The 26,430-nt window shown below is 57.3% G+C and carries 32 protein-coding genes and 1 tRNA gene; 8 read left to right on the top strand and 25 right to left on the bottom strand.

Features of this window, described 5'->3' with window-relative positions; all coding sequences use genetic code 11:
* Positions 1–8 precede the first annotated feature (8 nt).
* Genes C4K40_RS10740 through C4K40_RS10730 form a run of 3 tightly spaced genes read right to left on the bottom strand, consistent with a single transcriptional unit; the run spans position 9 to position 1,337 of the window.
* Positions 9–800, bottom strand: a complete 792-nt coding sequence (locus C4K40_RS10740; protein WP_053138205.1) for a phage antirepressor KilAC domain-containing protein — start codon at positions 798–800, stop codon at positions 9–11.
* Positions 800–1,189 (bottom strand): hypothetical protein, encoded by a 390-nt coding sequence (locus C4K40_RS10735; protein ID WP_256224295.1) that lies wholly within the window; start codon positions 1,187–1,189, stop codon positions 800–802. The genes C4K40_RS10740 and C4K40_RS10735 overlap by 1 nt, the downstream gene beginning before the upstream one ends.
* Entirely contained in the window at positions 1,182–1,337 is a 156-nt protein-coding gene (locus tag C4K40_RS10730) for an Arc family DNA-binding protein (protein ID WP_058545789.1), read from the bottom strand. The genes C4K40_RS10735 and C4K40_RS10730 overlap by 8 nt, the downstream gene beginning before the upstream one ends.
* Before the next feature lie 126 nt (positions 1,338–1,463).
* Here C4K40_RS10730 and C4K40_RS10725 point away from each other — a divergent pair, with 126 nt between their 5' ends.
* Positions 1,464–1,856: an Arc family DNA-binding protein gene (locus C4K40_RS10725; RefSeq protein WP_083457011.1), complete on the top strand. Its 393-nt coding sequence runs from the start codon at positions 1,464–1,466 to the stop codon at positions 1,854–1,856.
* 380 nt (positions 1,857–2,236) lie between these two features.
* On the opposite strand, the gene C4K40_RS10720 is transcribed toward C4K40_RS10725, so the two are convergent.
* Positions 2,237–3,154, bottom strand: coding sequence for a hypothetical protein (locus tag C4K40_RS10720; RefSeq protein WP_124421284.1), 918 nt, complete (start codon positions 3,152–3,154; stop codon positions 2,237–2,239).
* A 773-nt stretch (positions 3,155–3,927) separates the two neighbouring features.
* Between C4K40_RS10720 and C4K40_RS10715 the strand changes: the two genes are divergently transcribed.
* Positions 3,928–5,157: a hypothetical protein gene (locus tag C4K40_RS10715; protein ID WP_053138195.1), complete on the top strand. Its 1,230-nt coding sequence runs from the start codon at positions 3,928–3,930 to the stop codon at positions 5,155–5,157.
* Positions 5,158–5,308: 151 nt separating this feature from the next.
* Here the strand turns inward: C4K40_RS10715 and C4K40_RS10710 are convergent, their stop codons facing one another.
* The 3 genes from C4K40_RS10710 to C4K40_RS10700 form a co-directional block, all read right to left on the bottom strand.
* Complete coding sequence (locus C4K40_RS10710; protein WP_124421283.1) at positions 5,309–5,875, bottom strand: hypothetical protein; 567 nt, start codon at positions 5,873–5,875, stop codon at positions 5,309–5,311.
* Positions 5,875–6,225: a hypothetical protein gene (locus C4K40_RS10705; protein ID WP_053138189.1), complete on the bottom strand. Its 351-nt coding sequence runs from the start codon at positions 6,223–6,225 to the stop codon at positions 5,875–5,877. The genes C4K40_RS10710 and C4K40_RS10705 overlap by 1 nt, the downstream gene beginning before the upstream one ends.
* 260 nt (positions 6,226–6,485) lie before the next feature.
* On the bottom strand, positions 6,486–7,130 hold the full coding sequence (locus C4K40_RS10700) for a BRCT domain-containing protein (RefSeq protein ID WP_053138186.1): 645 nt from the start codon (positions 7,128–7,130) through the stop codon (positions 6,486–6,488).
* A gap of 497 nt (positions 7,131–7,627) precedes the next feature.
* Here C4K40_RS10700 and C4K40_RS10690 point away from each other — a divergent pair, with 497 nt between their 5' ends.
* The 3 genes from C4K40_RS10690 to C4K40_RS10680 are packed head-to-tail and all read left to right on the top strand — an operon-like array spanning position 7,628 to position 9,260.
* Entirely contained in the window at positions 7,628–7,939 is a 312-nt protein-coding gene (locus tag C4K40_RS10690; protein ID WP_256224292.1) for a hypothetical protein, read from the top strand.
* Positions 7,936–8,148, top strand: coding sequence for a hypothetical protein (locus C4K40_RS10685; protein WP_083457009.1), 213 nt, complete (start codon positions 7,936–7,938; stop codon positions 8,146–8,148). The genes C4K40_RS10690 and C4K40_RS10685 overlap by 4 nt, the downstream gene beginning before the upstream one ends.
* Positions 8,148–9,260, top strand: coding sequence for a tyrosine-type recombinase/integrase (locus C4K40_RS10680; RefSeq protein WP_053138180.1), 1,113 nt, complete (start codon positions 8,148–8,150; stop codon positions 9,258–9,260). Before C4K40_RS10685 ends, C4K40_RS10680 begins: the two co-directional genes overlap by 1 nt.
* A gap of 87 nt (positions 9,261–9,347) precedes the next feature.
* Here the strand turns inward: C4K40_RS10680 and C4K40_RS10675 are convergent.
* The 9 genes from C4K40_RS10675 to thrS form a co-directional block, all read right to left on the bottom strand.
* A tRNA-Pro gene (locus C4K40_RS10675) sits at positions 9,348–9,424 on the bottom strand.
* Between the two features lie 88 nt (positions 9,425–9,512).
* The gene (locus C4K40_RS10670; RefSeq protein WP_007920509.1) at positions 9,513–9,869 is read right to left on the bottom strand and encodes a MerR family transcriptional regulator; all 357 of its coding nucleotides are present in this window, start codon (positions 9,867–9,869) and stop codon (positions 9,513–9,515) included.
* Positions 9,850–10,152 carry an integration host factor subunit alpha gene (gene ihfA / locus C4K40_RS10665; protein ID WP_002553164.1) on the bottom strand — a complete coding sequence of 101 codons (303 nt, stop codon included), beginning with the start codon at positions 10,150–10,152 and terminating at the stop codon, positions 9,850–9,852. The genes C4K40_RS10670 and ihfA overlap by 20 nt, the downstream gene beginning before the upstream one ends.
* A 3-nt stretch (positions 10,153–10,155) precedes the next feature.
* Positions 10,156–12,534 carry a phenylalanine--tRNA ligase subunit beta gene (gene pheT, locus C4K40_RS10660; protein WP_053138176.1) on the bottom strand — a complete coding sequence of 793 codons (2,379 nt, stop codon included), beginning with the start codon at positions 12,532–12,534 and terminating at the stop codon, positions 10,156–10,158.
* Positions 12,535–12,569: 35 nt separating this feature from the next.
* A complete protein-coding gene (gene pheS, locus C4K40_RS10655; RefSeq protein ID WP_053138173.1) occupies positions 12,570–13,586 on the bottom strand; it encodes a phenylalanine--tRNA ligase subunit alpha in 1,017 nt (338 codons plus the stop codon).
* Between the two features lie 109 nt (positions 13,587–13,695).
* On the bottom strand, positions 13,696–14,052 hold the full coding sequence (gene rplT, locus C4K40_RS10650; RefSeq protein WP_016963673.1) for a 50S ribosomal protein L20: 357 nt from the start codon (positions 14,050–14,052) through the stop codon (positions 13,696–13,698).
* A gap of 30 nt (positions 14,053–14,082) precedes the next feature.
* Positions 14,083–14,277 carry a 50S ribosomal protein L35 gene (rpmI, locus tag C4K40_RS10645; protein ID WP_002553160.1) on the bottom strand — a complete coding sequence of 65 codons (195 nt, stop codon included), beginning with the start codon at positions 14,275–14,277 and terminating at the stop codon, positions 14,083–14,085.
* Between the two features lie 60 nt (positions 14,278–14,337).
* Complete coding sequence (infC, locus tag C4K40_RS10640) at positions 14,338–14,889, bottom strand: translation initiation factor IF-3 (protein WP_172681693.1); 552 nt, start codon at positions 14,887–14,889, stop codon at positions 14,338–14,340.
* Positions 14,889–16,811 carry a threonine--tRNA ligase gene (gene thrS, locus C4K40_RS10635; protein WP_022643539.1) on the bottom strand — a complete coding sequence of 641 codons (1,923 nt, stop codon included), beginning with the start codon at positions 16,809–16,811 and terminating at the stop codon, positions 14,889–14,891. Before thrS ends, infC begins: the two co-directional genes overlap by 1 nt.
* Before the next feature lie 378 nt (positions 16,812–17,189).
* Between thrS and C4K40_RS10630 the strand changes: the two genes are divergently transcribed.
* Both C4K40_RS10630 and C4K40_RS10625 read left to right on the top strand, forming a co-directional pair.
* Positions 17,190–17,489 carry a hypothetical protein gene (locus C4K40_RS10630; protein ID WP_022643538.1) on the top strand — a complete coding sequence of 100 codons (300 nt, stop codon included), beginning with the start codon at positions 17,190–17,192 and terminating at the stop codon, positions 17,487–17,489.
* A 297-nt stretch (positions 17,490–17,786) separates the two neighbouring features.
* On the top strand, positions 17,787–17,999 hold the full coding sequence (locus C4K40_RS10625; RefSeq protein ID WP_003179963.1) for a cold-shock protein: 213 nt from the start codon (positions 17,787–17,789) through the stop codon (positions 17,997–17,999).
* Positions 18,000–18,067: 68 nt separating this feature from the next.
* Here the strand turns inward: C4K40_RS10625 and C4K40_RS10620 are convergent, their stop codons facing one another.
* Positions 18,068–18,382: an I78 family peptidase inhibitor gene (locus C4K40_RS10620; protein ID WP_022643537.1), complete on the bottom strand. Its 315-nt coding sequence runs from the start codon at positions 18,380–18,382 to the stop codon at positions 18,068–18,070.
* Between the two features lie 161 nt (positions 18,383–18,543).
* Positions 18,544–18,849 (bottom strand): hypothetical protein, encoded by a 306-nt coding sequence (locus C4K40_RS10615; RefSeq protein ID WP_022643536.1) that lies wholly within the window; start codon positions 18,847–18,849, stop codon positions 18,544–18,546.
* Positions 18,850–18,987: 138 nt separating this feature from the next.
* On the opposite strand from C4K40_RS10615, the gene C4K40_RS10610 reads away from it, so the two are divergent.
* Positions 18,988–19,179 (top strand): hypothetical protein, encoded by a 192-nt coding sequence (locus C4K40_RS10610; RefSeq protein WP_031321411.1) that lies wholly within the window; start codon positions 18,988–18,990, stop codon positions 19,177–19,179.
* A gap of 33 nt (positions 19,180–19,212) precedes the next feature.
* Here the strand turns inward: C4K40_RS10610 and C4K40_RS10605 are convergent, their stop codons facing one another.
* From C4K40_RS10605 to C4K40_RS10575, 7 genes are read right to left on the bottom strand one after another with little or no spacing between them, the layout of a single operon-like run.
* Positions 19,213–20,241, bottom strand: coding sequence for a nucleoside hydrolase (locus tag C4K40_RS10605; RefSeq protein WP_022643534.1), 1,029 nt, complete (start codon positions 20,239–20,241; stop codon positions 19,213–19,215).
* A gap of 41 nt (positions 20,242–20,282) precedes the next feature.
* Positions 20,283–20,687 (bottom strand): D-ribose pyranase, encoded by a 405-nt coding sequence (gene rbsD / locus C4K40_RS10600; RefSeq protein WP_022643533.1) that lies wholly within the window; start codon positions 20,685–20,687, stop codon positions 20,283–20,285.
* Positions 20,684–21,601 (bottom strand): ribokinase, encoded by a 918-nt coding sequence (gene rbsK / locus C4K40_RS10595; RefSeq protein WP_053138166.1) that lies wholly within the window; start codon positions 21,599–21,601, stop codon positions 20,684–20,686. The genes rbsD and rbsK overlap by 4 nt, the downstream gene beginning before the upstream one ends.
* A gap of 24 nt (positions 21,602–21,625) precedes the next feature.
* Complete coding sequence (locus C4K40_RS10590) at positions 21,626–22,645, bottom strand: LacI family DNA-binding transcriptional regulator (RefSeq protein WP_053138162.1); 1,020 nt, start codon at positions 22,643–22,645, stop codon at positions 21,626–21,628.
* Between the two features lie 3 nt (positions 22,646–22,648).
* Positions 22,649–23,626 (bottom strand): ABC transporter permease, encoded by a 978-nt coding sequence (locus tag C4K40_RS10585; RefSeq protein ID WP_022643530.1) that lies wholly within the window; start codon positions 23,624–23,626, stop codon positions 22,649–22,651.
* Positions 23,623–25,176: a sugar ABC transporter ATP-binding protein gene (locus C4K40_RS10580; RefSeq protein WP_053138159.1), complete on the bottom strand. Its 1,554-nt coding sequence runs from the start codon at positions 25,174–25,176 to the stop codon at positions 23,623–23,625. Before C4K40_RS10580 ends, C4K40_RS10585 begins: the two co-directional genes overlap by 4 nt.
* A gap of 55 nt (positions 25,177–25,231) precedes the next feature.
* On the bottom strand, positions 25,232–26,188 hold the full coding sequence (locus C4K40_RS10575; RefSeq protein WP_022643528.1) for a sugar ABC transporter substrate-binding protein: 957 nt from the start codon (positions 26,186–26,188) through the stop codon (positions 25,232–25,234).
* Positions 26,189–26,430 lie beyond the last annotated feature (242 nt).

Raw genomic sequence — 26,430 nt, 5'->3', positions numbered from 1 at the left:
CTTCTCTACTACTCAAGCAAGTCCACTTCCCTGCTCTGCCACACGGCCTGCAGCTTGGTTAGACCCTTGCCGGTGATCAGCGTCGAGCACGTAGGAACAGTGCCCTGGGTCGGATGATCAAACGTACCCAGCTTCACATCGAGCAACCCAGCCTCGATCTTCGCCTGATAGGGTTCGTTCGTTCTGGTCACCCAACCCTTCTGCCGCATGAACTGCAACAATCTGGTACGGCCAGTGCCAATGATCTTCGCAGCCTGGGCCGCGTTGTACGTCTTGTGTGACACCACAACCATGTCATGGAAGGCCACCTTCGGCGCGTCCTGCTCCACCTTCACTTCCAGCAGATGGTTCTCTTTGGTCAGCTCGGTATTGTCAGCCTCGAGCGCAACGACCTTCGTTACGTTTTCGGTAAGCAGCGCCAAGAGCGTTCGAGGATCGCTTAGTGCCGCGGCGTAGTCGAAGGCTGGCTTGGCTACCCGCTCCTCCAACTCTTGCCAGCGATCGACTAGGCGGGCCGTGAACTCAGGGCAGAGCTGCGCGACGATGATGTAGGTGTCACGCTTGCAGATTTGGTACTCCAGGGCCGGGCGACCAAGGCCATCGAGGTATTCCACCAATGGTGGAATACCGATCACGCCTTTTTCTGCCAAACGTTCGACAGCACGCTTCACACTATCGTGACGAGAGCCGACCAGATCGGCGACCTCACGAGAGGACATCGTGGTATGCGACACACTTTGTTGAATCTGAAAATGTGTCGCGGCGCTAGGCTGGCCATGCTGGCTAGAGGAAATATTCATTACACCTCCTCCAGGCCAGCTTGGACTGAGTCGATTACAGCCTTCACCGAATCTACCGCCCGGAAAAACGACCAAGCATTGATCGACGGGATGGCATTTCCCCCCATTGCCATGAACTCGAGTTGTCCTTTGAGCTCGCTGAGGATACAGGACGCCTCGCCAAGTGCATCCACTGCAGAAATGCCTGGTTGAACAGCAAACAACTCCTGCCGCTCGACGTTGCAGATCGTGAAGGTTCTCTCAACGGTGACCGGTACTTTGCTAGCGCCAGCATTGAGTTTTTCGGTTACTTCGGTATGCTCATTCATGACGATTTCTTCCTCGAAGCTGATCTCGTTCCCGAAGCCCTGACGACTCTCACCTCGTCGGGGCTTCTTCGTTTCAGGCATTTGCCTGCTCTTGTCGCCTTTTCTCTTCCATCAGCCGGAAAACAATTTCCGCTGTCTGTGACCGGCAATTTTCCTGCGCCTGGCTCTCCACCCATTGCTTTAGCTCCTCCGGAAGCCTGAGATTGAACTGTGGATCTTTTCTAGACATGGGTTCACCCCTTATGCATCACCGTGATTCACCAAATAAATATAGAACCGTGATGCATTGTCGTCAATACCACGGTGATGCATTCTCTCGCGTAAACCTAGTAAACCTATAGTTGACCGAGTTGACATGAGCCGAACCGACCCGCAATTCAACCTACGCATTCCAGAATCCTTACGCGATCTTGTAATGACGGCTGCAAAACGGAATAAACGCTCCGCTACAGCCGAAATTCTTGATCGTCTCGAGCGGAGCTTTACCGAAACCGATGAGCCTGGAGTTAACGACAGTGATCGTATGAATCCCGACCACGCTCCCTATGTTCCGTACACTGATGCTCAGGTGACCACAAAAATCCATAAGGATCGCCTGTTGGCTGGGTTTGATGATCCGCTGACCTCGCAAGAAAAAGAAATTATGTTGGCGATGATCCAAGCTCTTCGCAAAACCCAAGGACCTGAGGACGAAACCGAGCGTCCCAATAAAGGTTCCACCTCACGCAAGCGCTTTCCAAAAAGTTAACTCCGGCATCTGGTTTCCGAACTCCTTCAGCTTTCTGCGCACACAGCTATGTTAAAAGCGGTTGAATATGATTTTCCTGATTAGCCCGATCATGAGAAAGCCGCCGCTGATTCCACCCTACGCCCAAGACTCAACTTGATGTGCAGCAGGGTCTTCATGCCAAACCCAGTCTCAGTAAAGTTTCTCACCAGTCAGGCTCATCAGCGGAGTAGCTTGAGGAGAAGACCAACAGCGCTTTCCGGAGGACAAACATAGCTTGACCGCAAAGTTATGCACAGGCCAGCCCCAACCTCACAGTAATAGGTCACCTATTCATTCAGCTAGGGCCACTAAGCCTCAAGCGAACCCCGAAAAACAAAGACCTAACAATGGGTCACCTATTATTTTGACCTGATGGCACCGCTTCCCTTTCCACGCCAACCGATTACCGCTGCAAGCCGCTTTGCACGTAAACCTGGTTTTTTTATCGTGCCTGTCTCTGGCTCCCCGCGGGCTTTCAGCCAGTCCAAAACCAAACTCAAAGCCCCTCTCCCTCCAGGCCCTGAAGGATCTCGCGCGCCATTATCAGTAACCGCCTTCCAACACTGAAAGGCCTCGTATAGCCCTTTTGGGTGAACCGGACTTTCAGGATTGAAGCAGTTCAAAAAACCATCGAGCTCCGCTCTCAATAGTTCAATTTGCGAATCCTTTTCTTGGATTTTTCTATCCTTGGCTCGGAGCTCGTTATAAAGATTTCGGCTATCATCGGCTGAAGCCTTCTCCTTAGCCTTCAGCTCGACAATTAATGACTCAGCCTCGGCAAGGCGGTTTTCAGCTTCCAGTAAAGCGAGCCGGTCTTCGGCAGACCGCACGATTACCTTGTCACTATCGAGCTCAGATAGCCCATCACCATGTCGATGGTTTCGCGCCTGAGCACTCTCTCTGTTTGGCGCCCCTGTATAATTTGAAATCAACGCGCTGCCCTTCAAGCGAGCTTTTTTTTCAGCGTCACTCACTTGCCGATCGAGCCACTCCCGGTTAACCATGACCTTGTTCGAATCAATCGGTCCTTGTAGAGTTTCAAATAAAGCAGGCACATGCCTACCGGTCGCTCTTCTAAAATATTCAGATACTTCAGAGTAAGTAATCGGAATATCCAAAACAGCGTTTTTGGTGCCTTTGATATAGATAGTTCCGGGATTAAACTCAGCATCTGGCTGAACAATTGAAGATAATCGTTCTGAAATATATGCAAGCAGAGCAGGATTCCTTCCTTTGACATCAGAGCAAGATACATCCAGCGACACGTATTCTTGCATTGACGCCTTTCCTCTCTCTAAGACTAAATCTGCCGCCAGACACTGTTTATCAGCAAATAGCACTCAGTCTATCGCCAGTTAGCAAAATGTAATAGCCGGAACAGCATGAACAGAACACTGCCATGGCATCATGCCTATGAGGTGGGGTATCGTCAGCCAACACCGAGCAATGATCATCAGGGAAGGGAAGATGGGACTGTTCACAAAATGGAAGCTCGCTCGATACCTTCGCATTCAAGAACGCGAATTATCAGCTTTCACTGCACAGCTCAGCCAAATGGACTCCGATGAGATCGGCATGATCGTCGCGTTGGCCGCGGACACTCGAAACCGACTAGAAGAAACAGGTTTTCTTCTGAGTGATCCAATTGGAGCTTACACAGTTCAGCCGGAAACCCCTTCCGCCCTCAACGGGATGATCCGAACCCTCCAAACCGAAGGACGCCTTCAGGAGGCTGCGGCAGTGATGATTTGGCTCCACACTTCGCGAGTAGGCGCACGACTAGAGCTACGGCCACTGGCAAGACAAATGTGGGGGCAACTTGAGCGAGGTTTTCCTCATGCCGAGGAGGCATCAATGGCACTTATGAGAGTCTTTTTTCGACCAATCCGAATTGATGGGTACGATCAGTTCCCCAAAGGCCTGTCACCAGATCCCCTCTGAGCCGCTTCGCACTGCGTGATCACTGTATCGTCTGCTAATGGCGATTTAGCTGACCCGGGTGATACGGTGAATCTCCAAACTCACCGAGCCCCCCAATAGAGATCAGAGCATGGCAGCACTGGAAAAGCGCTATCCCCGTGAGTCGTTCACCAAAAAGCTGATCCGGATATGCCAGAGGATTGATGGGCAATCCATACGCACCATCACACATAAAGAGATCTATAGCGAATTTACTTGCGAGATAGAAATCAACTCGATCTGGGCCGTTGGCTCCTATGCCCGCGGCGCGATTACGTGCGGAGATTTGGATCTGGTTATAGGGTTGCGAAGCGAAGGCGCCTTACCCTCAACCAGGAGCTGGGCCAAGACGTTCTTTGGCTCCCTTTCACTCGTGCGCTATTACCCTGGCAATCCAAGCGAGAACGCATCAGGCGTAGCATTCCCAGAAGCGGTCCCGATTTGGTCAGGCCCAGGGTGTGATTGGCGAGCAGCGATCGAAGCGATCAAGCCAGATAGCCATGCCGGCAGAGCCACTCGCGAAACGGACGCTATCCCGCTACGGGATGAACAACTACGCACCTACCATGATGAGTATCACGATGCGGTTGATATGCAGCGTGATGGGCTCTGGGAGTGGGAGTTTGTAGAGATCGGGAAGCAGATGCTTGCCCCACTTCCAAGCGACGCCGTTGCAGAGGATGAAGCGTATTTCAAGCGCTGTGCTCCGATGATGGGGCGCAAGTCTCAGGATCTGATCCCAGCGATTATCAAACTTATGAGGGAGCAGGAACCATTCGGTTCATGGTCCTCTGCAGACAGTCATCGATCAAAGTTTAGGTGTGGTAGCTCTGAGCTACACCTCGGCCGCCCAGCCCTCCCCCTCGACTTCTTCGACTATTCACCGTGGGTCCGCCAACTGGTCCTGATCCCTCACTTCAGTGCCAGAGGACCAAATGGAGCCTGGATTATTCGCCGCGGCCCAGAACACCCAGACCGCAAAGCACTCGTCGGGAAATACGCCTACTACCTCACGAGCTCAGGACATCCAGACACCATCACCTATTGTGATCACTCCAAACATTGGGTGCCCATTGCAATAGAACTGCTTGAAACCCATGAGGAAGCACGGCACCTCGCCACTCAGTATGCTGATGAGGATGAATTCGAAGCCCCTGAAGTAGGGAGAGTCGAAGGATGTGATTTACTCACTCTGTTTGGGCTTGTGGACATAGTCGAGGTTGGAGGCGAACAGCTGGCTATGACATACGCTGGGTCTTCTTTCTTGGAGACAGACATTATCTCCCTTGAGGAGCTTGTTGCCGCTCTCCCCTCAATGTAAAAAACCGGCTCAGTGGCGCGCTCATGGATTGGTCAGGGTTGGAGATGTGAGGACTTCAGGTCATGAAAGGACGGCCCTGTAGCAGATTCAGAACCAGGATGATGCAGGAAGGGCAGATAAAAGAAGCCCGGCGCTGGGCCGGGCTTGTGCATTATTGGGACTTCTGAGACTGCTTCAATTGCTCAAGAATCTGCTTGGTCTCATTCGATTGCTGGCGAAGATCCTGCACCATCTGAGCTGTATCTCGTCCAGAATCAAAGCTTGATGTGCCGTATGCCATGACTCCGACAACGATACCGACTATAGCAATCACCGAAAGCACAGAGTTGAGGATGATGGTTCCTTTTAGGCCGCGCACTCCTGATAGGTCCCTATCCAAAAGCTTCAACGTATTGTTCATATCCACAATACCTTGCGCCACCCTTTGCTCAAAAAGGTTCAGGCGTGCATCTACCTTCAGTTCCTGATTCTCAAGATGTGCTTTGAGTTCGTCGCGGTTGAGTTCGCTCATAGATTCATTATGGACCGATTTTTCAGGTCTGGCATTCATTTCATCCTTGACGTCGCCGTCCCCCCAATTCACCAGAAAACCTCCTTCAGACAGGAATTTCCCAGCCATCGCTACCGTTTTGACATCTGGCGTGCATCCAAATTCTATGAGCGCTCGATTAGTTTCACTAATGTCCGAGCTGATCACTGAGATCTTGCTAGGCTGCATTATTCATCGCTCGGACTGGTGTCAAAACCTTTTAAGGTTTTATCAAGATTCCTAAGCAACGCCTTAGCTGTCTTGATAGACATTGATAGATTTGCAATGTCTAGGCGAAACGCAGAAATAGCGTCCTGCCCTATCGTTGGCACAAGTTTTTCAGGGTCATCCTTCGAGGCGACCAAGGTCTCGTGAGTGACTTCCAGCTCATCGCGGGAGAAAAAAATGGAAATTTTTATGGTGCCGTCACTTGATGTCATTGATCCAACATTGACATGCTCAACTACATCTCGCACGAATGTCGACGCAGGCTTATGCAGAATGACATGCCCTGCTCCCTCTATTGCTTTTTCAGTCATAACCAGAAATTCCTTTTGCCGATTCTATGAAAGTGATGAATAAAAGAAATCACTAACCTTGGAGCAACGCGGATGCTAAAGCATTCCTGCGCGCCAAACCACACGCTGGCTCAAGCCCGGCAACCATCACACAGAAAACCACAAACCCGCGAGTGAAGACGCGACGAGGTTTTTGATAGGGCTAGTAATTGCTGAGTGAGCTGCAAAAATTCCCCAAGAACTCTAGAAACTCCATCAGGAATTAGCCCCACCTCATCCACTCAGCCAAAAAGTGCGCGCTGCCATTGCTGCTCGCCGATGATGGCGATAGGTGTTCCAGCCTCTCTCAACTCCACCGCCTTCATTATTTTTGTCCCATAGGAGCTGTGGCGCCATTGGTCATTTCCAATGCTGCCAACCACTAGGTAGTGAATTTTTTTACTCACCCCTCCCCCGATGATGCCGCCACGCTCTTCTACTAAGGCCTGACAGTCTTTTCGAGGTCCGTAGGCCATGATTCCGGTGAAAACGAACAATCTGCCGTCCCAAGTGAGATCTGGTTCTGGACGATTGAAGGGAAGGTCGTTGGGCGTGCTGAAGGTTTGATCACTAGCCTTCGGCTTTTCGGCACTCAGGCCCGAAAAGCTCTGCAGCAAGCCAATGAGCTCAAGGGATTCCTCTGCGTCTAACACCCCGTCTAAAAGCATATTGGAGAGACGCGAATACAGCAGGTTGATCACGGGGTCATCAAGGTAAGCGAGATTCGTCTCAAGCCAGTCCTTGAGGAATAGGCCCTCAGCAGTAGACACGACGCCGTCAGCGGCAAGGCCTGCCGCTAAACCAACGAGCGCGTCAGCTGAGCGTCGATCAATCCTGGAACGATGGAAGTACTTGCTCTGCTCAAACTCAGCGTGAATATCAGTCATCTCAACTCCTTTTTAGATGAGGTGCGATAGGTCCAAAATCTATCCATAGCGCCAGTCAGAACTCTCCTGATCAGAATCTAGCACCATTACTTCGCCACTACGATTAGCAACCCCCTTCCCTACCTCACTCAAAAATTAGCAATTTGAAATTTAGCAAAATGCATTGCACAAACATTACTTTATGCTAATTTAGCTAAACGCCAGCCGCGAGCTGGTTTACCCCATCCATTTTTTGCAAGGCCAACAACGCGGCAGGCCCTCGGCTTGCCTGGAGAAAAGCATGCACACTGCCACAACACCTACTCAAGGAAATGATTTCGCCAACCTTGGCGCCCGTCTGATTCGCTTCGGCCAAGCGCTACAGCAAGGCTCGACAACTGTTGGAGAGCTCACCTCGCTAGCTGCAGCATGCGGTATCGACCTCAAACTGAAAGCTACTGCGGAACAGGGAGAACCCTAGAATGGCTAGGACACTCCTTCGGGTTCGAGGAAAGGGTGTGGCCTTCTACCTGAACTCTGAAACCTCATCCCCCAATACCGGGCACCGGAATCGCTACCGCCTATTCAAGACAGAGAACTACGGACGCGCCAAGTCGGGATGGATTCAAGTTGGATCGATTGCTGGCCAGGAATTGATGGCGATAGAGGATGAGACAGCCCTGCTTGAGGCATGCGAGAAGCTGTTCGCTAGCAAGAATCCTCGACGCTTCGAGCAATATGGCGCGATACGCGGAAAGCCCGGCCGGTGGGAGGGAGAAGCCTTTCCCATGCGCTACTTCAATCGTCTATCAACCAGGTGCAACCAATGAACCGAGAGTTGATAAAAATAAGCGAATTTCAGCGCAGACACTGGGGTAAAAACGGCACTCCACCATGCCCCCAGGCAATCCGAAACTACATCCGCAACGGCAAGGTGCCAGGCGAGCAGATAGGCAAGCTCTGGTACGTTGACTGGGCTGCATTCACCAAGTCAGCCGGTAACGATCTCGTCGCGATGGTATTGAAAGGAGCTGCATGATGGCACCAAGGCCGCGCAAAACTGCGAACAAGAGCCTTCCGCAGAATCTGTACTTCGATGCGCGGCGCGGGACATATCGCTACCGGCGGCCGACCGACGGGAAGTTCTTCCCGTTCGGATCCGATCGCCTAAAAGCCATCGACGCCGCGAAGCAGTTGAACCTGGAGTTCATGCGCGGAGCCGATCTGGTGGGCGCAGTAATGGGCAACACCTCCGAATCTTTCGCCGGCTTCCTCGATATCTATGAGCGCGATGTCCTGCCGCCGCGCGAGCTAGCCAAGGGTACCTTGGGCCTTTACGCCGTCCACTTTCGGCGCTTTCGGAAGCACTTCGAAGGCCGGGCCCTCGATCAGATCACGATCCGTATGATCGCGGAGATGCTGGACGCCCTTACACCTCGGACTGCAAACCAGTGCCGCGCACTGCTGATCGACATCTTCAATCACGCCGCTGCCAAGGGACTGTGTCCGGACAACCCGGCAGCCAGCACTATCAACCGAATTGAGAAGAAGCAACGCAAGCGACACACCGTCGAAGGTCTGAAAGCCATCCGGGAGAAGTCGCCGGCCTGGCTGCAGAACGCAATCGACCTAGCCTTGATCACGGCGCAGCGCCGCACCGACATCCTCAACATGCGATTCGATGGGGTTCGGGAAGGGTTTCTGTATGTGGTGCAGCAGAAGACGGCCAAGGCCAGTGATGCGGCATGGATCCGGTTCAAGGTGACCGAAGAACTACAGGCCGTTATCAGCCGGTGCCGGGACGAGATCGTCTCGCCTTACCTGATCCACCGCCGACCTGACCGCAAGAAGCAGAAACAGGCGCAGACAAAGGACCACTGGACGCAGGTCGAAGAACGATATTTGACGCGAGCCTTCAAAGAAGCCCGGGAAGCGGCGGGTTGCTACAAGGGATGGAAAGAGGAGGAAATGCCTGGCTTCCATGAAGTGCGAGCACTATCACTGCACCTGTATCAGAAAGCCGGAAAGGATGGTCAGAAGATAGCCGGCCATGCCAGCGAGACCATGACCAAAAACTACCAGAAGGACCACGCTGAAATCGTCTGGTCGGAAGCCATTCCTGACCTGAATATCAGCGAAATAACGGGGTAGTTTTGCGCCAGTTTTGCGCGGGTTTTGCGCAGGCACAAAAAAGCCGATCAAAAGATCGGCTTAAGTGACTGATTTTACTCAGGAATATGGTCGGGACGGAGTGATTCGAACACTCGACCCCTAGCACCCCATGCTAGTGCGCTACCGGACTGCGCTACGCCCCGACTAGGCGTGAAACCTGTTTCACTTCTCAGGAAACGCTGAAGAATATACCGCAACCTTTTGAAAAGTGGAAGTATTTAAAACAGAGAATTATTTCTTGAGTACTACGAGCACATCTTCCAGTTCGGAGATCATCTGACGGATCAGTTGCTTGTACTGGGTGGTATCGTCTTTGGCTTCATCACCGGAGAGGCGCAAGCGCGCGCCACCGATGGTGAACCCCTGATCATAAAGCAACGCGCGGATCTGCCGGATCATCAGCACATCCTGGCGCTGATAATACCGGCGATTTCCGCGGCGCTTGACGGGGTTGAGTTGAGGGAACTCCTGCTCCCAATAACGCAGCACATGCGGTTTGACCGCACAGAGCTCGCTGACTTCACCAATGGTGAAGTAGCGTTTACCCGGGATAACCGGGAGCTCGTCGTTATGACTTGGTTCCAGCATAAGCCTCAACCCGGGCCTTCAACTTCTGCCCTGGACGAAAGGTGACGACTCGGCGAGCCGTGATCGGGATTTCTTCGCCTGTCTTCGGGTTCCGGCCAGGACGCTGGCGTTTATCCCGAAGATCGAAGTTACCAAAACCGGACAATTTGACCTGTTCGTTATCTTCGAGAGCGTGCCTGATTTCTTCAAAGAATAGCTCGACCAATTCCTTGGCCTCGCGTTTGTTCAGGCCCAGCTCTTCGTAGAGACGTTCGGCCATTTCAGCTTTCGTCAGAGCCCCCATACGTCACTTCCTTAACGTGGCGTTCAACCTTTGTTCGAGCGAGGTGAGGATGTTTTGCGTCGCTGAGTTCACCTCATCGTCATTAAGAGTGCGCGATGGATGCTGCCAGGTCAAGCCAACGGCAAGGCTTTTTCTATGAGGATCAATGCCTTTACCCTGATACACGTCAAATAGCCTGAGGTCGGTCAGCCACTCGCCAGCATTCTCGCGAATGACCTCCAAGACCGCACTCGCGGCAACGTCACGATCTGCCAGCAGGGCCAAGTCACGACGCACTTCAGGGAAGCGCGACAGCTCGTGGAACTTCGGCAAACGACCTTGGGCCACTTCGCTCAGGACCAGTTCGAACACGAAAACCGGACGATCCAGCCCGAGTTGCTTCGCCAGTTCCGGATGAATGGCACCCAGGTAACCGACTTCACGCCCAGCGCGCTCGATGCGTGCTGTCTGGCCCGGATGCAGCGCAGGGTGCTTGCCCGGTACGAAAGTGAACGCATCCAAAGCCCCGGCAAAGCCCAGCACCGCCTCGACATCTGCCTTGACGTCGAAGAAGTCCACGCCATCGCGGCCTTGCGCCCAACCTTCAGGCAACCGGGTACCACAAACGATACCTGCCAGCATCTGCTGCTGTTTCAGGCCTTCCAGCTGACCAACGAACCGCAGGCCGCTTTCGAACATGCGGACGCGATCCTGCTGACGGTTCAGGTTGTGCTGAAGCGCCTTGACCAAGCCTGGCCACAGGGACGAACGCATGGCAGCCATGTCGGCGGAAATCGGGTTCGCCAACAGCAACGGCTCGACACCAGGGCTGAACAGTTCGAACAGTTTCGGGTCGATGAAGCTGTAAGTGATGGCTTCCTGGTAACCACGAGCCACCAGCAGGCGCCGCAGTGCCGGCAAGTCGCCTTGCGCCTCGGCCTTGGCCTGAGGAGCCAGGCGGGCTTGCGGATAACGAACCGGCAAGCGGTTGTAACCGTACAGGCGTGCCAGCTCCTCGATCAGATCGACCTCGAGGCTGATATCGAAACGATGACTCGGCACGTCAACGCGCCACTGCCCTGCCCCATCGGCAGCTACCGTCAGGCCCAACGCGGTGAGCAGGCGCTCGACCTCAGAATCTTCGAGTTCCATGCCCAGCATTTGGCTGATGCGCTCGGCCCGCAGGGTGACAGGCGCCACCAATGGCAAATGTTGCTCGCTGACGGTTTCGATGATCGGGCCGGCTTCGCCGCCGGTGATTTCCAGCAGCAGGCCAGTAGCACGCTCCATGGCCTCACGGGCCAACTGCCAATCCACGCCACGCTCATAACGATGGGAAGCATCGGTATGCAGGCCGTAGGAACGGGCTTTGCCAGCCACGGCGATCTGGTCGAAGAATGCGCTTTCCAAAAATACATCGCGAGTCTTGGTGGTGACGCCACTATGCTCGCCCCCCATCACACCGGCAATCGCCAGGGCACGGGCATGGTCGGCGATCACCAGGGTATCGCTGCGCAGGGCCACTTCCTGACCATCGAGCAATACCAGCTTCTCGCCTTCTTCAGCCATGCGTACGCGAATGCCACCGTTGATCTCGGCCAGGTCGAACGCATGCAGCGGCTGACCCAATTCAAGCATCACGTAGTTGGTGATATCCACTGCAGCATCGATGCTGCGGACTTCGGCACGTCGCAGGCGCTCGACCATCCACAGCGGGGTCGGCTTGGACAGGTCCACGTTACGGACCACCCGCCCCAGGTAACGCGGGCAGGCTGCTGGCGCCAACACGTCAACTGGACGTACTTCATCGTGCACTGCAGGAACTGCCTTGACTTCCGGACGCTGCACCTTGGCCGCATAAAGGGCACCAACTTCGCGTGCAATACCGGCCAACGACAGGCAGTCACCGCGGTTTGGGGTCAGGTCGACTTCGATACTGGCATCGTCCAGGCTCAGGTAGGCACGAATGTCCTCACCCACTGGCGCGTCAGCCGGCAACTCCATCAAGCCGTCGTTGCCTTCACCGATCTGCAGCTCCGCCTGGGAACACAGCATGCCGTTGGACTCGACGCCACGCAGCTTGGCCTTCTTGATCTTGAAGTCGCCGGGCAGTTGGGCACCGATCATCGCGAAAGGGACCTTCAGGCCGGGGCGCACGTTCGGCGCACCGCAGACAACCTGGAAAGTCTCGGCTCCGTTGCTGACTTGGCAGACCCGCAGTTTGTCGGCGTCAGGGTGCTGCTCGGTACTTAGCACCTCACCCACGACCACACCACTGAAGTCACCGGCGGCTGGCGTAACACTGTCCACCTCAAGGCCAGCCATGGACAGACGAGCGACCAGCTCGTCACGACTTACCTGCGGGCTAACCCAACCGCGCAGCCATTGTTCACTGAATTTCATCCTGCTCTCCTAATAGATTCGTTACGGACGCGCGACTAGCGAAATTGCGCAAGGAACCGCAAGTCGTTGTCGAAGAACAGGCGCAAGTCATTGACACCGTAACGCAGCATGGCCAAACGCTCGGCGCCCATGCCGAAGGCAAAGCCCTGGAATTCTTCCGGATCGATCCCGGACATACGCAGCACGTTGGGGTGAACCATGCCGCAACCCATCACTTCCAGCCAGCCAGTCTGCTTGCAGACGCGGCAACCCTTGCCACTGCACATCACGCATTCCATGTCGACTTCAGCGGATGGCTCGGTGAATGGGAAGTAGGAAGGACGGAAACGCACCGCCAGTTCTTTCTCGAAGAACACCCGCAAGAACTCCTCGATGGTGCCCTTCAGGTCGGCGAAGTTGATCCCGCGATCCACCAACAGGCCTTCGACCTGGTGGAACATCGGCGAGTGGGTGATATCGGAGTCGCTGCGATACACACGGCCTGGGCAGACGATGCGAATCGGCGGCTGCTGCGATTCCATGGTGCGGACCTGTACCGGCGAGGTATGGGTGCGCAACAGCATGTTCGCATTGAAATAGAAGGTGTCATGCATCGACCGGGCCGGGTGGTGGCCTGGGATGTTGAGCGCTTCAAAGTTGTGATAATCGTCTTCGACCTCGGGGCCTTCGGCGATGCCGAAGCCGATATGGGTGAAGAACTGCTCGATACGCTCCAGGGTCCGAGTGATCGGGTGCAGGCCACCAGAGGTCTGGCCACGGCCCGGCAGGGTCACATCAATGCACTCGGCGGCGAGCTTGGCGCTGAGTTCCGCCTCCTCGAAAGCCGCTTTGCGAGCATTGAGAACCTCTGTCACACGCTCCTTGGCAACGTTGATCAGCGCACCGACCTGCGGGCGCTCTTCGGCCGGCAGGTTGCCCAGGGTCTTCATCACCTGAGTCAGCTCGCCCTTCTTGCCAAGGAAGTGAACCCGGATCTGTTCCAGGGCATTGATGTCTTCAGCGTGTTGCACGGCCTCAAGTGCTTGAGAAACCAGCGCATCCAGGTTTTCCATGTACAGACTCCAGATACAAAATAGGGGAAGAGCTTGAAGGCTCTTCCCCTATTTATGACGTTTAACACCAGAGCCCACGAAGGTGAGCCCGGGTGACTGTCGGGGATACTTAAGCCAAGGTGGCTTTAGCTTTCTCGACAATCGCAGCAAACGCCGCTTTTTCGTTCACTGCCAGATCAGCCAGAACCTTACGGTCGATCTCGATGGACGCCTTTTTCAGACCGGCGATCAGACGGCTGTAGGACAGACCGTTGGTACGAGCACCAGCGTTGATACGAGCGATCCACAGAGCGCGGAACTGACGTTTTTTCTGACGACGGTCACGGTAGGCGTATTGGCCTGCCTTGATTACCGCTTGCTTGGCAACACGGAATACGCGCGAGCGAGCACCGTAGTAACCTTTAGCAAGTTTCAGAATTTTCTTGTGACGCTTACGGGCAATGACGCCACGCTTTACACGAGCCATGAGTTACTTCCTCTATTCTTGATCCAAAAATTAACGAAGGCGCAGCATGCGCTCGACTTTTGCCACGTCAGACGGATGCAGCAAGCTGCTACCGCGCAGTTGACGCTTACGCTTGGTCGACATTTTGGTCAGGATGTGGCTCTTGAAAGCGTGCTTGTGCTTGATACCGTTAGCAGTTTTCAGAAACCGCTTAGCAGCACCGCTTTTGGTTTTCATCTTTGGCATGTTCGGATACTCCGCATTCAATTGATAAACATAATCAGAAGGCCTGCCGTGCCCTGTTGATTACTTCTTCTTTTTCGGGGCGATGACCATGATCAGCTGGCGTCCTTCCATCTTAGGATGCTGTTCGACCGAACCGTACTCTTGCAGGTCAGTTTCAACCCGCTTGAGGAGTTCCATCCCCAGCTCCTGGTGGGCCATCTCACGGCCGCGGAATCGCAAGGAAACCTTGGCCCTGTCCCCGTCACTCAGGAAACGTACCAGGTTGCGTAGTTTTACCTGGTAATCCCCTTCCTCCGTCCCTGGACGAAACTTGATTTCTTTAACCTGAATCTGCTTCTGGTTCTTCTTCGCGGCAGCAAGCTGTTTCTTCTTTTCGAAGATCGACTTGCCGTAGTCCATCACCCGGCAAACAGGCGGGACTGCGTCGGCGGAAATTTCCACCAGATCCAGTTTGGCTTCTTCAGCTATACGGAGCGCTTCATCAATCGAGACGATGCCAATCTGCTCGCCGTCAGCGCCAATTAACCGAACCTCGCGTGCCGAGATATTCTCGTTGATCGGGGCCTTCGGTGCAGCTCGTTTATCTTGTCTCATATCACGCTTAATAGTAATTACTCCGAATCTTGGCGACCACGCCGGGAAACCGCTTGTGCGAGCAACGCCGAGAACTGGGCGACAGGCATCGAGCCCAAGTCTTCACCTTCGCGGGTACGCACAGCGACAGTCTGCATCTCGACCTCCCGATCTCCAATAACCAAGAGATAGGGAACCTTGAGCAAAGTATGCTCGCGGATTTTAAAGCCGATCTTTTCATTTCTCAAGTCGGACTTGGCACGAAATCCGCTTTGGTTGAGTGTTTTTTCCACCTCGAGGGCGAAATCGGCCTGTTTGTCGGTGATATTCATGATCACCGCCTGGGTTGGCGCCAGCCAAGCCGGGAACACACCTGCGTAATGCTCGATCAGCATGCCGATGAAACGCTCGAACGAACCCAGGATCGCTCGATGCAACATAACCGGGCGAACACGGCTGTTATCTTCGGCGATATAGCTGGCATCCAGACGTTCTGGAAGGTTTGGATCGTACTGCAGAGTACCACACTGCCAGTTACGGCCGAGGCAGTCACGCAGGGTGAACTCGATCTTCGGGCCGTAGAACGCGCCCTCTCCCGGCTGGTATTCCCACTCCAGGCCGGACTCGTTCAAGGCATCGGCCAAGGCACCCTCGGCGCGATCCCACAGCTCTTCGGAGCCCACGCGCTTGGCCGGACGAGTCGACAGTTTCATCGCGATGTCACTGAAGCCGAAGTCCTTGTAGACGTCCAAAGTCAGCTTGATGAAGTCAGCGGCTTCTTTCTTCACCTGTTCTTCGGTGCAGAAAATGTGCGCATCGTCCTGGACGAAACCACGCACGCGCATGATGCCGTGCAGGGCGCCAGACGGCTCGTTACGGTGGCAGGCACCGAACTCGGCCAGACGCAGTGGCAGGTCACGGTAGGACTTCAGGCCCTGGTTGAACACCTGTACGTGGCATGGGCAGTTCATCGGCTTGACCGCGTAGTCACGACTTTCCGAGGACGTGGTGAACATGTTCTCGGCGTAGTTTGACCAGTGGCCGGAACGCTCCCAAAGGATACGGTCGACGACTTGCGGGGTCTTGATCTCGAGATAGCCGTTTTCGCGCTGTATATTGCGCATGTACTGCTCGAGCACCTGGTAGATGGTCCAGCCGTTGGCGTGCCAGAACACCATGCCTGGCGCTTCTTCCTGCAGGTGGAACAGGTCCAGTTGCTTGCCGATCTTGCGATGGTCGCGCTTCTCGGCTTCTTCGATACGCTGGATGTAGGCAGCCAATTGCTTCTTGTCGGCCCAGGCGGTGCCATAGACGCGCTGCAACTGCTCATTCTTGGCATCACCGCGCCAGTAGGCACCAGACAGCTTGGTCAGCTTGAAAGCCTTGAGGAAACGCGTGTTCGGCACGTGCGGACCGCGGCACATGTCGACATATTCTTCGTGATAGTACAGGCCCATGGCGGTTTCGTTGGGCATGTCTTCCACCAGGCGCAACTTGTAGTCTTCGCCACGGTTCTGGAACACGTCGATGACTTGCGCGCGCGGGGTCATCTTCTTGATGACATCGTAGTCCTTGTCGATCAGCTGGTGCATGCGCTGCTCGATGGCGGCCAGGTCGTCCGGAGTGAAAGGACGCTCGTAGGCGATATCGTAATAGAAGCCTTCGTCGATCACCGGGCCGATCACCATCTTGGCGGTCGGATACAGCTGCTTCACCGCGTGGCCGATCAAGTGGGCGCACGAGTGACGGATGATCTCCAGTCCCTCTTCATCTTTGGGGGTGATGATCTGCAAAGTGGCATCGTGTTCGATCAGGTCGCAAGCATCGACCAGCTTGCCATCGACCTTGCCTGCCAGGGTGGCCTTGGCCAGGCCGGCGCCGATCGAGGCGGCGACTTCAGCTACGGATACGGCCTTGTCGAACGAACGTTGACTGCCATCGGGAAGAGTAATAGTGGGCATGGCGCCTCCTCTCCTAGTGGTGACCCCTACCAAAGGTCACGTGGGTTGGGATGAGCCAGTACAAGATCCGCCCTGCCTTTCCCACGGGAAAGCCTGCCTCACAGTGGCAGAGACCTTTCGGCCTGCCAGGGACGAACCAGAGTGACTGGAATTCAAATCAAAAAAAGGTATCGACCGCGAGGGAAAGTGAAACATCCAAAGCCTGAAAACACCCAAGCCGGGCATGCTAGCACAGAAAAATCACAATCATCGTGCGGCAAACTTCGCAATTTGCAGTTTCCGGTCTTTTATTGAAGAAAGTGAACTTGGCATGTACGCCAGCCCTCAAATGCCCCGAGAATCGTCGCCTTTGCTACCGACTTCAGGAGAAATCGACCCATGCGCCTCACCAACCTGCTTGCCCTAGCCGCTCCGCTCGCCCTGCTGCTGCCCCTGAGCGCCCAGGCCGCCTGGCCAGCCGGCGCCCGTGCCGACTACATGAAGGACTGCACCGCAGCGGCCAGCCAGAGCATCGATGCCAAAAGCGCCGAGCAGCATTGCGCCTGCGGTGCCGAAAAGCTGAATGACAAGTTCACTACCGAGGAAATCAAGGAACTGATGAGCAAGACCAAGCAACCCAGTGCCGACCTGCGCACTCGGGCACTCGATGCCATTGCCGCGTGCCGGGTGACCAAGTAACCCGACACCGCCAGGAGCGAGAACGGCCGCATCGACGCTAGCCAAGCAGGCTGAAACGCGGCCTTCCTGCACTGAAATGCAGCTTTTACGGTTTTTTTATCACCGCTTGTTTTCCCACGAGAGCCCCTTAAACCGGGGCCTGCAGCCAACCCAAGCAGAAAAACCCACCAAAGCGCCAGGCAAACAACCTCTGCAGGGGGCTCCCAAGCCGAACATTTCGACTATGATAGCCCGGTGTGCCCAGTTGGCCTGAGCAACACAGCACTACTGAAAATATATGTTTCTTGGAGATACACCATGTCTAATCGCCAAACCGGCACCGTAAAATGGTTCAACGATGAAAAAGGCTTCGGTTTCATCACTCCTCAAGGTGGCGGTGACGACCTGTTCGTACACTTCAAAGCTATCGAATCCGACGGTTTCAAAAGCCTGAAAGAAGGCCAGACCGTTTCCTTCGTGGCTGAGAAAGGCCAAAAGGGTATGCAAGCTGCACAAGTTCGCCCTGAGTAATTTCTCAGCGAGCTAAAAAAACCCCGTCCATGTGACGGGGTTTTTTGTGGGCGGGTAAACCTGCAGCCTTAACCGCAATTGACCCGAGTGACCACCAGATCGGCGTCGGTATTGAGATTCAGGCGATCGGAGCGGTACTCCAGCGTAATCATGTCGTTGGGCTTGAGGAAGCGCGCGTACTGCGCACCAGCGCGGGTACGGGCTTGCTCGAGCAGTTCCGCAGAGGCCTTCTTGCCGATGGCGAATTCGGCGGCGGTTGCTTCACAACGAGTATGCCCAGCCTCGGCTGCGGCCACGGGTTCCTTGGTCGACCCGCCGGTACTGCAGCCACCCAGGACTGCGACGGCCAACAAGGTTGCGAATGAAGCGAACTTCCAAGGCATGAAGCCTCCTTTTTCAAAAATATACAGAGATCGTGCGACAGTCGATTTCGAGTTTGGTTGCAAAACGAAATGGCATTTTGCCCCATGGAACGGGGCGGGCAAGTCTGCCTCAGCCGACCTTCCGGTTTCAGCGGACAATCGTCACTGGATATGAATGACGCTCAGTAGATATCGATGTAGTCGAATGCAGGCTTCGGCCAGTTCTGCTTGAGCGCATTGAGGACCTGCATCACCCAGGCCTCATCGCTAGCGGCCACCTCCCCTACGTAACCGGAGCCAGCAGCCCAGGTCTCCAGGCGAAACAGCACGTTATCGATCTGGACGCCGCCCACCACTCCCGAGGAAATATAGGCGATACCGCTCTTGCTCACGCGCAATTGGGTGTGGACGTCGTCGCTGGCCGAAGCCAGCAATTGGCGCACCGCTTGCGCAGTCAGGGCATCAGGCTGGTTCAGATCGATTTGCACACAGGCTTCCTTGAACGCGGAAAAGCCGCAGTGTCGCACACCCCTCGCCTGATGCCTAAGTCGCAGTGCGTAAACCAGGGCGACATGCTTAACTCTGCGACCTTGCCAGCCCACCTCCACAGAACCAGCGAGACCGTCATGCCCATCGTCAACATCGACGCCGACATCAAGGCCAGATGGCCCCAAGGCCAATGCTCCTATAGCCCCGCAAGCCCGGAAGAACTGGCGATCATCGGCGTCGACTTGTTGGTCAGGGAGCTGGGGGCGGAGTCGGCCCAGGCGTTCATGAACCAGGTATTCGAGAAGTACCCGACAAGCCGCCGGGAGTAGAACCCCGCAGGCAGGCGCCTGCGGGGGCGATGCTTATTTCAGGCGAGCCAGGCGCTCGGTGAGCAGATCGAAAAAGCCCTGGGCGTTGCCGTTCTCGACCCAGAACACATTCTTCGGCTGCTTCAGGCCGTCATACCAGTCCACGATGGTCTGGCCGAAGGTAGGCCCTTCGCGACTGTCGACGACCATGTTGGCCTGGCGCCCGGTGAACAGCTCAGGCTTGAGCAGGTAGGCGATCACGGTCGCATCGTGCACCGGACCACCTGGAATGCCGTAGTGCTCCATATCGCCCTTGACGTACTCGTTGAGAATATCGCCCACCACCTTGCTGGCATTGTTGTTCAACGCCGCGATCTTCTGCAGGCGCGCATCGCTGGTGAGGATCTTGTGGGTGACATCCAGCGGCAGGTAGGTCAGCTTGACGCCACTCTTGAGCACCACTTCGGCAGCCTGGGGATCGGCGTACAGGTTGAACTCCGCCACCGGAGTGATATTGCCACCGTTGAAATGTGCACCACCCATGACCACCACCTCCTTGATGCCCTGGGTGATGTCGGGAGCCTGGATCAGCGCCAGCGCCAGGTTGGTCTGAGGGCCAAGCATGGCGATGGTGATGCTGTGGGGCTTGGCCGCCCGCAGCGTGTCGATCAGGTAGTTGATCGCACTGCCCTTGGCCAGGGGAGCCTTGGGCTCATGCACCGTGACCCCGGAGATACCTTCCTTGCCATGGATGTTTTCGGCATAGATGGGCGTGCGCAGCAAAGGCGCAGGGGCACCAGCGTACACCGGAACCTCCTCGCGCCCGGCCCATTCACGCGCCAGGCGCGCATTGCGCGAGGTCTTGTCCAGGCGCACGTTGCCGGCCACGGTGGTCAAGGCGCGAACATGCAGTTCCTCGGGCGACGCCAGGGCGAACAACAAGGCCACCACATCGTCGGCCCCCGGGTCGGTATCGATGATTAGATCGATCTTCTCCGCCGCCTGGGCGCCGGTAGCAGTGAGTAGAGACAAGAGCAGTAGACTCCGGAACCAGTGGTGGAACAGCTGAGCATAGCGGCGCATAGCGCACTCCTTGTGCAAAGTGGGAAAAACCGGTTGGCGAACTAGAAAGTCACTCCGGCGATCAGGGCGATGTTGCAGTACGGCTGGCATTCACCGGTGCGGACCACGGCACGGGCCTGGCGACTGAGCACCTTGAACTCTTCATGACTCAGGAGCTGGCGCTGCCCCAGCTCGCCGGCCGCGGCCAAGGCGTCGAGGGCTGGTAGCGGCGTCGGCCGCTTGAGCAGGATTTCCTCGGCCAGCACGTGGCGCTCCACCTGCATCTCGCTGAGCAGCACCTTGAGGGTAGCGAGAAAGTCGGGAACGCCATGGGTCAGCGCCAGGTCGATCAGCTCGACTCCGGGCGGCACCGGCAAACCGGCATCGCCGATCACCACGATATCGCCATGCCCCAGGGAAGCGATGAGGCGCGACAGGGCGATGTTGAGCAAAGGGGTCTTTTTCATGAGGGAATGAACGCCTGGACGTCGGACTGAGTGGGAATGGAAGGCTGGGCGCCGGCACGAGTCACCGACAGGGCCGCCGCCACCTGACCGAAACGGATGGCCTCGGCCTCGCTCTTGCCGGCCGCCAACGCGGCAGCGAAGCCGCCGACGAAGGTGTCCCCCGCCGCCGTGGTATCGAGGGCCTGCACCTTGGGCGCCGGGAAATGCTCGAAGCGGCTGCCATCGGCGAACAATGAACCCTGGGCACCCAAGGTGATGATGACCTTGCCGGCACCAGCGGCGAGCAAGCGGTTGGCCGCCTGCTCGGCGCTTTCCAGCGAATCGACGACCACGCCGCTGAGTGCGCCGGCCTCGCTTTCGTTGGGAATCAGGTAGTCGATCGAGGCGTACCACTGCTCCGGCAAAGGTCCACTGGCTGGCGCAGGATTGAGAATCACCGTCTTGCCCAGCTCACGACCACGCTGGAGGCTGTAGCCCACCGTGGCCAGCGGCACCTCGAGCTGGCAAATGATCACCTCGGCCTGCTGCAATACCGCGTCCACGGCCGCTACTTTCTCGGGCACAAGTTGGCCGTTGCCACCGGCAACGATGACGATGGCGTTCTGGCTGCTGTCATCCACCACGATCAGGGCCACGCCACTGGAACCCTCGACCACGCTCACGGCCTGGCAATCGATGCCCTCGGCGAGCAACGCATCACGCAACTGCACGCCATAGGCATCGTCGCCAACGCAGCCGACCATGGCTACTTCCGCACCCAGCCTGGCTGCCGCCACCGCCTGGTTGGCACCCTTGCCGCCGGACACCGTGGCAAAGGACTTGCCCGCCAGCGTCTCGCCACCCCGAGGCAAGCGCTCGGCCCGGGTCACCAGGTCCATGTTGAGGCTACCCACTACCACTACTTTTGCTGGCATACATCGATACTCAATCAATAAGGTTCAGCGGTATTGCACAAACGCGCCAGCAACGGGCGCGGTCGATTCCCGCAAGACGATGCTCGGCGTGACGATGCGCTGGTCCAGCGGCAGGTCCCGCGTGGCGATACGGCGCAGCAACAGCTCCGCCGCGGTCTCGCCCAACTGCAGGATCGACTGGCCCACAGTGGTCAGCGCCGGATAGACATAACGGCTCAACAAGATGTCGTCGAACCCGATCACCGACAGCTCGCCGGGCACGCGGATATTGCGCTCCGCCGCAGCACGCAACACGCCGATGCCCATCATGTCGTTGGTAGCGAAGATCGCGCTCGGCGGATTCCCGTCCAGCAGTTGCGCCGCCGCCAAGTAACCCCCGGTGCTGCTGAAATCGCTCTCCAGGATGCGTTGTGCCGGCACCTCGACTCCCGCCTCGCGCAACGCCTGGTGAAAGCCCGCCAGGCGCATCTGGGTCACGCTGGTATTGGCCGGGCCGCCTACACAGGCGATGTCGCGATGCCCCAGCTCCAGCAAATGCCGGGTCGCCAGGTAGGCACCGTACTGGTGGTCGATGCGCACCAGGTCGGCATCCACGCCCTCCAGGCCACGGTCGACGATCACCATGGGCGTACGCACCCCGAGCAGCCCTTGGGCCAAGCCGCTGTCGCCACCGACGGAGGTCACGATCAGCCCGTCGATGCGTTTCTCCAGCAGCACCCGCAGGTAGTTGCGCTGCTTGTCCGGATCGTCGTCGGAGTTGCAGAGGATCACGCAATAGCCGTTGCGCTCGCAGTAATCCTCGATACCCCGCGCCAATTCGGCGAAGTACGGATTGAGACTGTTGGGCACCAGCAAACCGATGGTGGCGGTGGTCTTGGCCTTGAGCGAACGAGCCACCGCGCTGGGCACGTAGTCCAGGCGCTGGATCGCCGCTTCGACCTTGAGCCGCACTTCTTCGCTGACCGGCCGTGTCTTGTTCAGTACATGGGACACCGTGGTATAGGAAATTCCCGCCAGCGCCGCCACATCCTTGATTGTTGCCATGAATCAAACCCGCCGGTTGGCGCGCTGGCTGCGATAGGTATCGAGCACCACGGCAATCACGATGACCGCGCCGGTGATGATGCGCTTGGTCGGTTCGGTTGCGCCGATTTGCGCAAGACCTGCAGCCAGCACGGAAATGATCAAGACGCCGAAGAAGGTGCTGATCACCGAGCCGCGTCCACCCATCAGGCTGGTGCCGCCGATCACCACCGCAGCGATGACCTGCAGCTCCAGGCCGGAGCCTGCGTTCGGGTCAGCCGCCTCAAGGCGGGAAATCTGGAACAGCGCGGCGATACCCGCCAACAGCCCCATCAGGCTGAACACCAGGATCTTGTAGGGCTTGGGATTGATTCCCGCCAGGCGCACTGCCTCTTCGTTGGTGCCGATGCCGATCAGGTAGCGGCCGAACACGGTACGGGTCAGCACCGCCTGGGCCAGGAAGATGATCAACAGGGCAATGATAAACGACGGCGAAATGCCAAAGGCAATCGGATTCGACAGCCAGGCGAAGGCGTCGCCGATATAGGCCGTGCGCGAACCGGTCATCTGGTACGCCACGCCCCGGGCCATTTCCAGCACGCCCAGGGACACGATGAACGACGGGATGCGCCAGGCCACGGTGATCGAGCCGGTGATGGTGCCAGCCAGCGCGGCAGCGGCCATGCCCAGCAAGGCCGCCGGCACCACGCTCCAGCCCCAGCCGAGGATCGCCACGCTGACAGCTGAGGCCGCCAGGGCCAGCACCGAGCCGACGGACAGGTCGATGCCGCCGATGATCAGGACGAAGGTCATGCCCACCGCCAGCACCATCAGGTCCGGAATCTGGTTGGCCAGGGTGCTGAAGGTGTCGTAGGACAGGAAATGGCTGCTGAGCACGGAGAACAGGACGATCATCCCCAGCAGGGCCCCCGCCAGCCCCAGGTAGGTACCGAGGCCATAATATTGGCCGCCGCGCTTGCCGCTTGCAGGTGCAGTTTTCATGATGCATTCCTAGGCGCCGCTTCATTGAGCAACGCATCTCGTTTTTGATAGCCGGCGAACGCGGCGGCAAGCAATTCATCCTGGGTCCAGCTGTCACGCTCGAAGGTGTCGATCAGACGCCCGGCCGACAGCACGCCGATGCGATCGCAAATCAGCATCAGCTCCCGCAGGTCACTGGAAACCACCACCAGGGCCTTGCCCTGGCGCGTCAGCTCACCCAGCAAGCCATAGATATCGAACTTGGCACCGACGTCGATCCCCCGGGTCGGCTCATCGAACAGCAGCACCGAACAGTCGCGTTCAAGCCAACGGCCGATCACCACTTTCTGCTGGTTGCCGCCGGAGAGTTCGGACACCAACTGCGCCGGACTGGAACTGCGGATCCGCATCGCATCGATCTGCCGGCGCGCCAGCTGTTCTTCATCCTCGGCCTTGACCAGGCCGCCGCTGGAAATCGCCGGCATGTTGCCCAGGGCGATGTTCGCGCTGATGGACTGGGTCAGTAGCAGGCCCTCGCCCTTGCGATCCTCGGTGATCAGGGCAATGCCGTTGGCCACCGCGTCCACCGGGGAGCGGATGCTCACCGTCCGCGCCGGAGCGCCCAGGGCAATGCTGCCGCTGTCGGCGATGTCGGCGCCGAAGATCAGGCGCAACAACTCGGTGCGCCCTGCCCCGATCAATCCGGAGATACCGAAGATCTCGCCGCTGCGCACCTGGAAGGACACATCGCGGACCTTGTCCGCACGACTGAGGTGGCTGACGGTCAGTGCCGGCGCGCCGATGTTGCGGTCGCCCAGGTCGATATGTTCGCCCAGCTCGCGCCCCACCATCAGGTTCACCAGTTGCTCGCTGTTGTAATCGGCCATCGGCTCGACACAAACCAGGCAACCGTCGCGCAGCACGGCGATGCGCTGGGCCACCCGGGCCAGCTCTTCCAGGCGATGGGAGATATAGATGATCGATACGCCACGGGCCTGCAGCCGGGTGATCTGCTCGAAGAGCATTTCCACCTCCCGGGCGGTGAGCATCGCGGTCGGCTCATCAAGGATCAGCACATGGCAGTCGCCGATCAGGTTGCGGGCGATCTCCACCATCTGCTGGTGGCCGATCCCCAGCTCACCCACCAGGGTGTCGGGATCGATGGCGTCGAGGCCGACCTGGGCCATGGCCTCGATCGCCGCCTTGCGCAGTTGCTTGCGGCTGATCCAGCCACCCTGGCTGGGCAAGTTGTGGAGGAACAGGTTCTCGGCTACCGACAGGGTCGGCAGCAGGTTGAGCTCCTGCATGACCATGCGGATGCCCAGTTCCTCGGCCTGGGTACGACTGCCCGGGCGATAATCCTGGCCATTGAAACGCATATGGCCGGTGGTGGGGCTGACCAGGCCACCGATGATCTTCGACAGGGTGCTCTTGCCGGCGCCGTTCTCGCCGGTCAGCGCCAGCACTTCACCACGCAGCAGCGTCAGGTCGATGCCGGTCAGTACCGGTTGCGCATAGGTCTTGCCGATAGCGCTGACCGAAAGGACAGCGTTCGCAGCGGAAACAGACATAAAGACTCTCCATCCGCCCATCCGCCGGATGGGCGCCGTTGTACCGCCGGGAGGACTACTTGGTGACCAGTTCGACCGGAGTTTCGATCACGCCGTTGGCGCCGCTGTCGACCTTCTCGCCCTTGAGGATCTTCAGCGCAGCCTCGATGCCGAACACAGCCTGCTTGGCGGCGAACTGGTCGGCGGTGGCCAGGACCCGGCCATCCTTGAGCATCGGCTTGATGGCATTGATGTTGTCGTAGCCGACCACCTGCACCTTGCCGGCCTTGCCTGCTGCGCGCACCGCGGATACCGCGCCGACGGCCATGCTGTCGTTACCGGCCAGCAGCGCCTTGAGGTTCGGGTATTCGCTGAGCATGGCCGCGGCGACACGGTTGCCCGCGTCGATTTCCCAGTCACCGGACTGCAGGGATACCACCTTGATCTGCGCGGCCTCCATGGCGTCCTTGAAGCCAGCGGTACGCTGCTGGGCATTGGTAGTGGTGGAGACCCCTTCGATGATCGCCACTTCGTCCCCGGCCTTGAGCTGCTTGGCCAGGTACTCGCCCACCAGGCGGGCGCCCTTGCGGTTGTCGGGACCTACGAACGGTACGCTGATGTTCTTGCTCTTGAGCACGCCAGGGTCGAGCTGGTTGTCGATGTTGATCACCGTGATCCCGGCATCCACGGCCTTCTTGATCACCGGCACCATCGCCTTGGAGTCGGCGGGCGCGATCACCAGGGCATTGACCTTGGAGACGATCATCTGCTCGACGATGCGGATCTGGTTGGCGGTATCGGTTTCATCCTTGATGCCGTTGGACACCAGGTCGAAGTCGGACGGGTGTTCTTTCTGGTAGGCCTTGGCACCGTCTTCCATGGTCAGGAAAAACTCGTTGGCCAGGGATTTCATGACCAGGGCGACCTTGGGTTTCTGCGGGGTATCGGCATAGGCCGAAGAGAGGGGAAGCGCTGAGCAGGTGGCGGCCAGGACAGCGGCGGCAAGCAGACGTCCAGCAAAGGGCAGCTTCATGGGTTCACTCCGATCTTATGATTATTGTGGGCAACGCTTGGATGACATGCACAACCAGGTGCCGGGTATCGCTCAACGGCCTGGAGGTGCGGAAAAGATAGTCGATTATCCTTGCCGGAAGTCCGCGCAAACGTTTGCGTAAGGCGAACTATGCGAACCCGACCGGGGTTTGTCAACGCTGATTACTACGCGAAGGTGCCATCGGCGCACAGCTGCGCCGATGGCCAAGAGGAAGCAGCCGC

This window comes from Pseudomonas sp. CMR5c, assembly GCF_003850545.1.
Taxonomy (GTDB): Bacteria; Pseudomonadota; Gammaproteobacteria; order Pseudomonadales; family Pseudomonadaceae; genus Aquipseudomonas; species Aquipseudomonas piscis.
The sequence above is the reverse complement of the archived record's forward strand: the minus strand, read 5'-3'. Positions and strand labels throughout refer to the sequence as shown.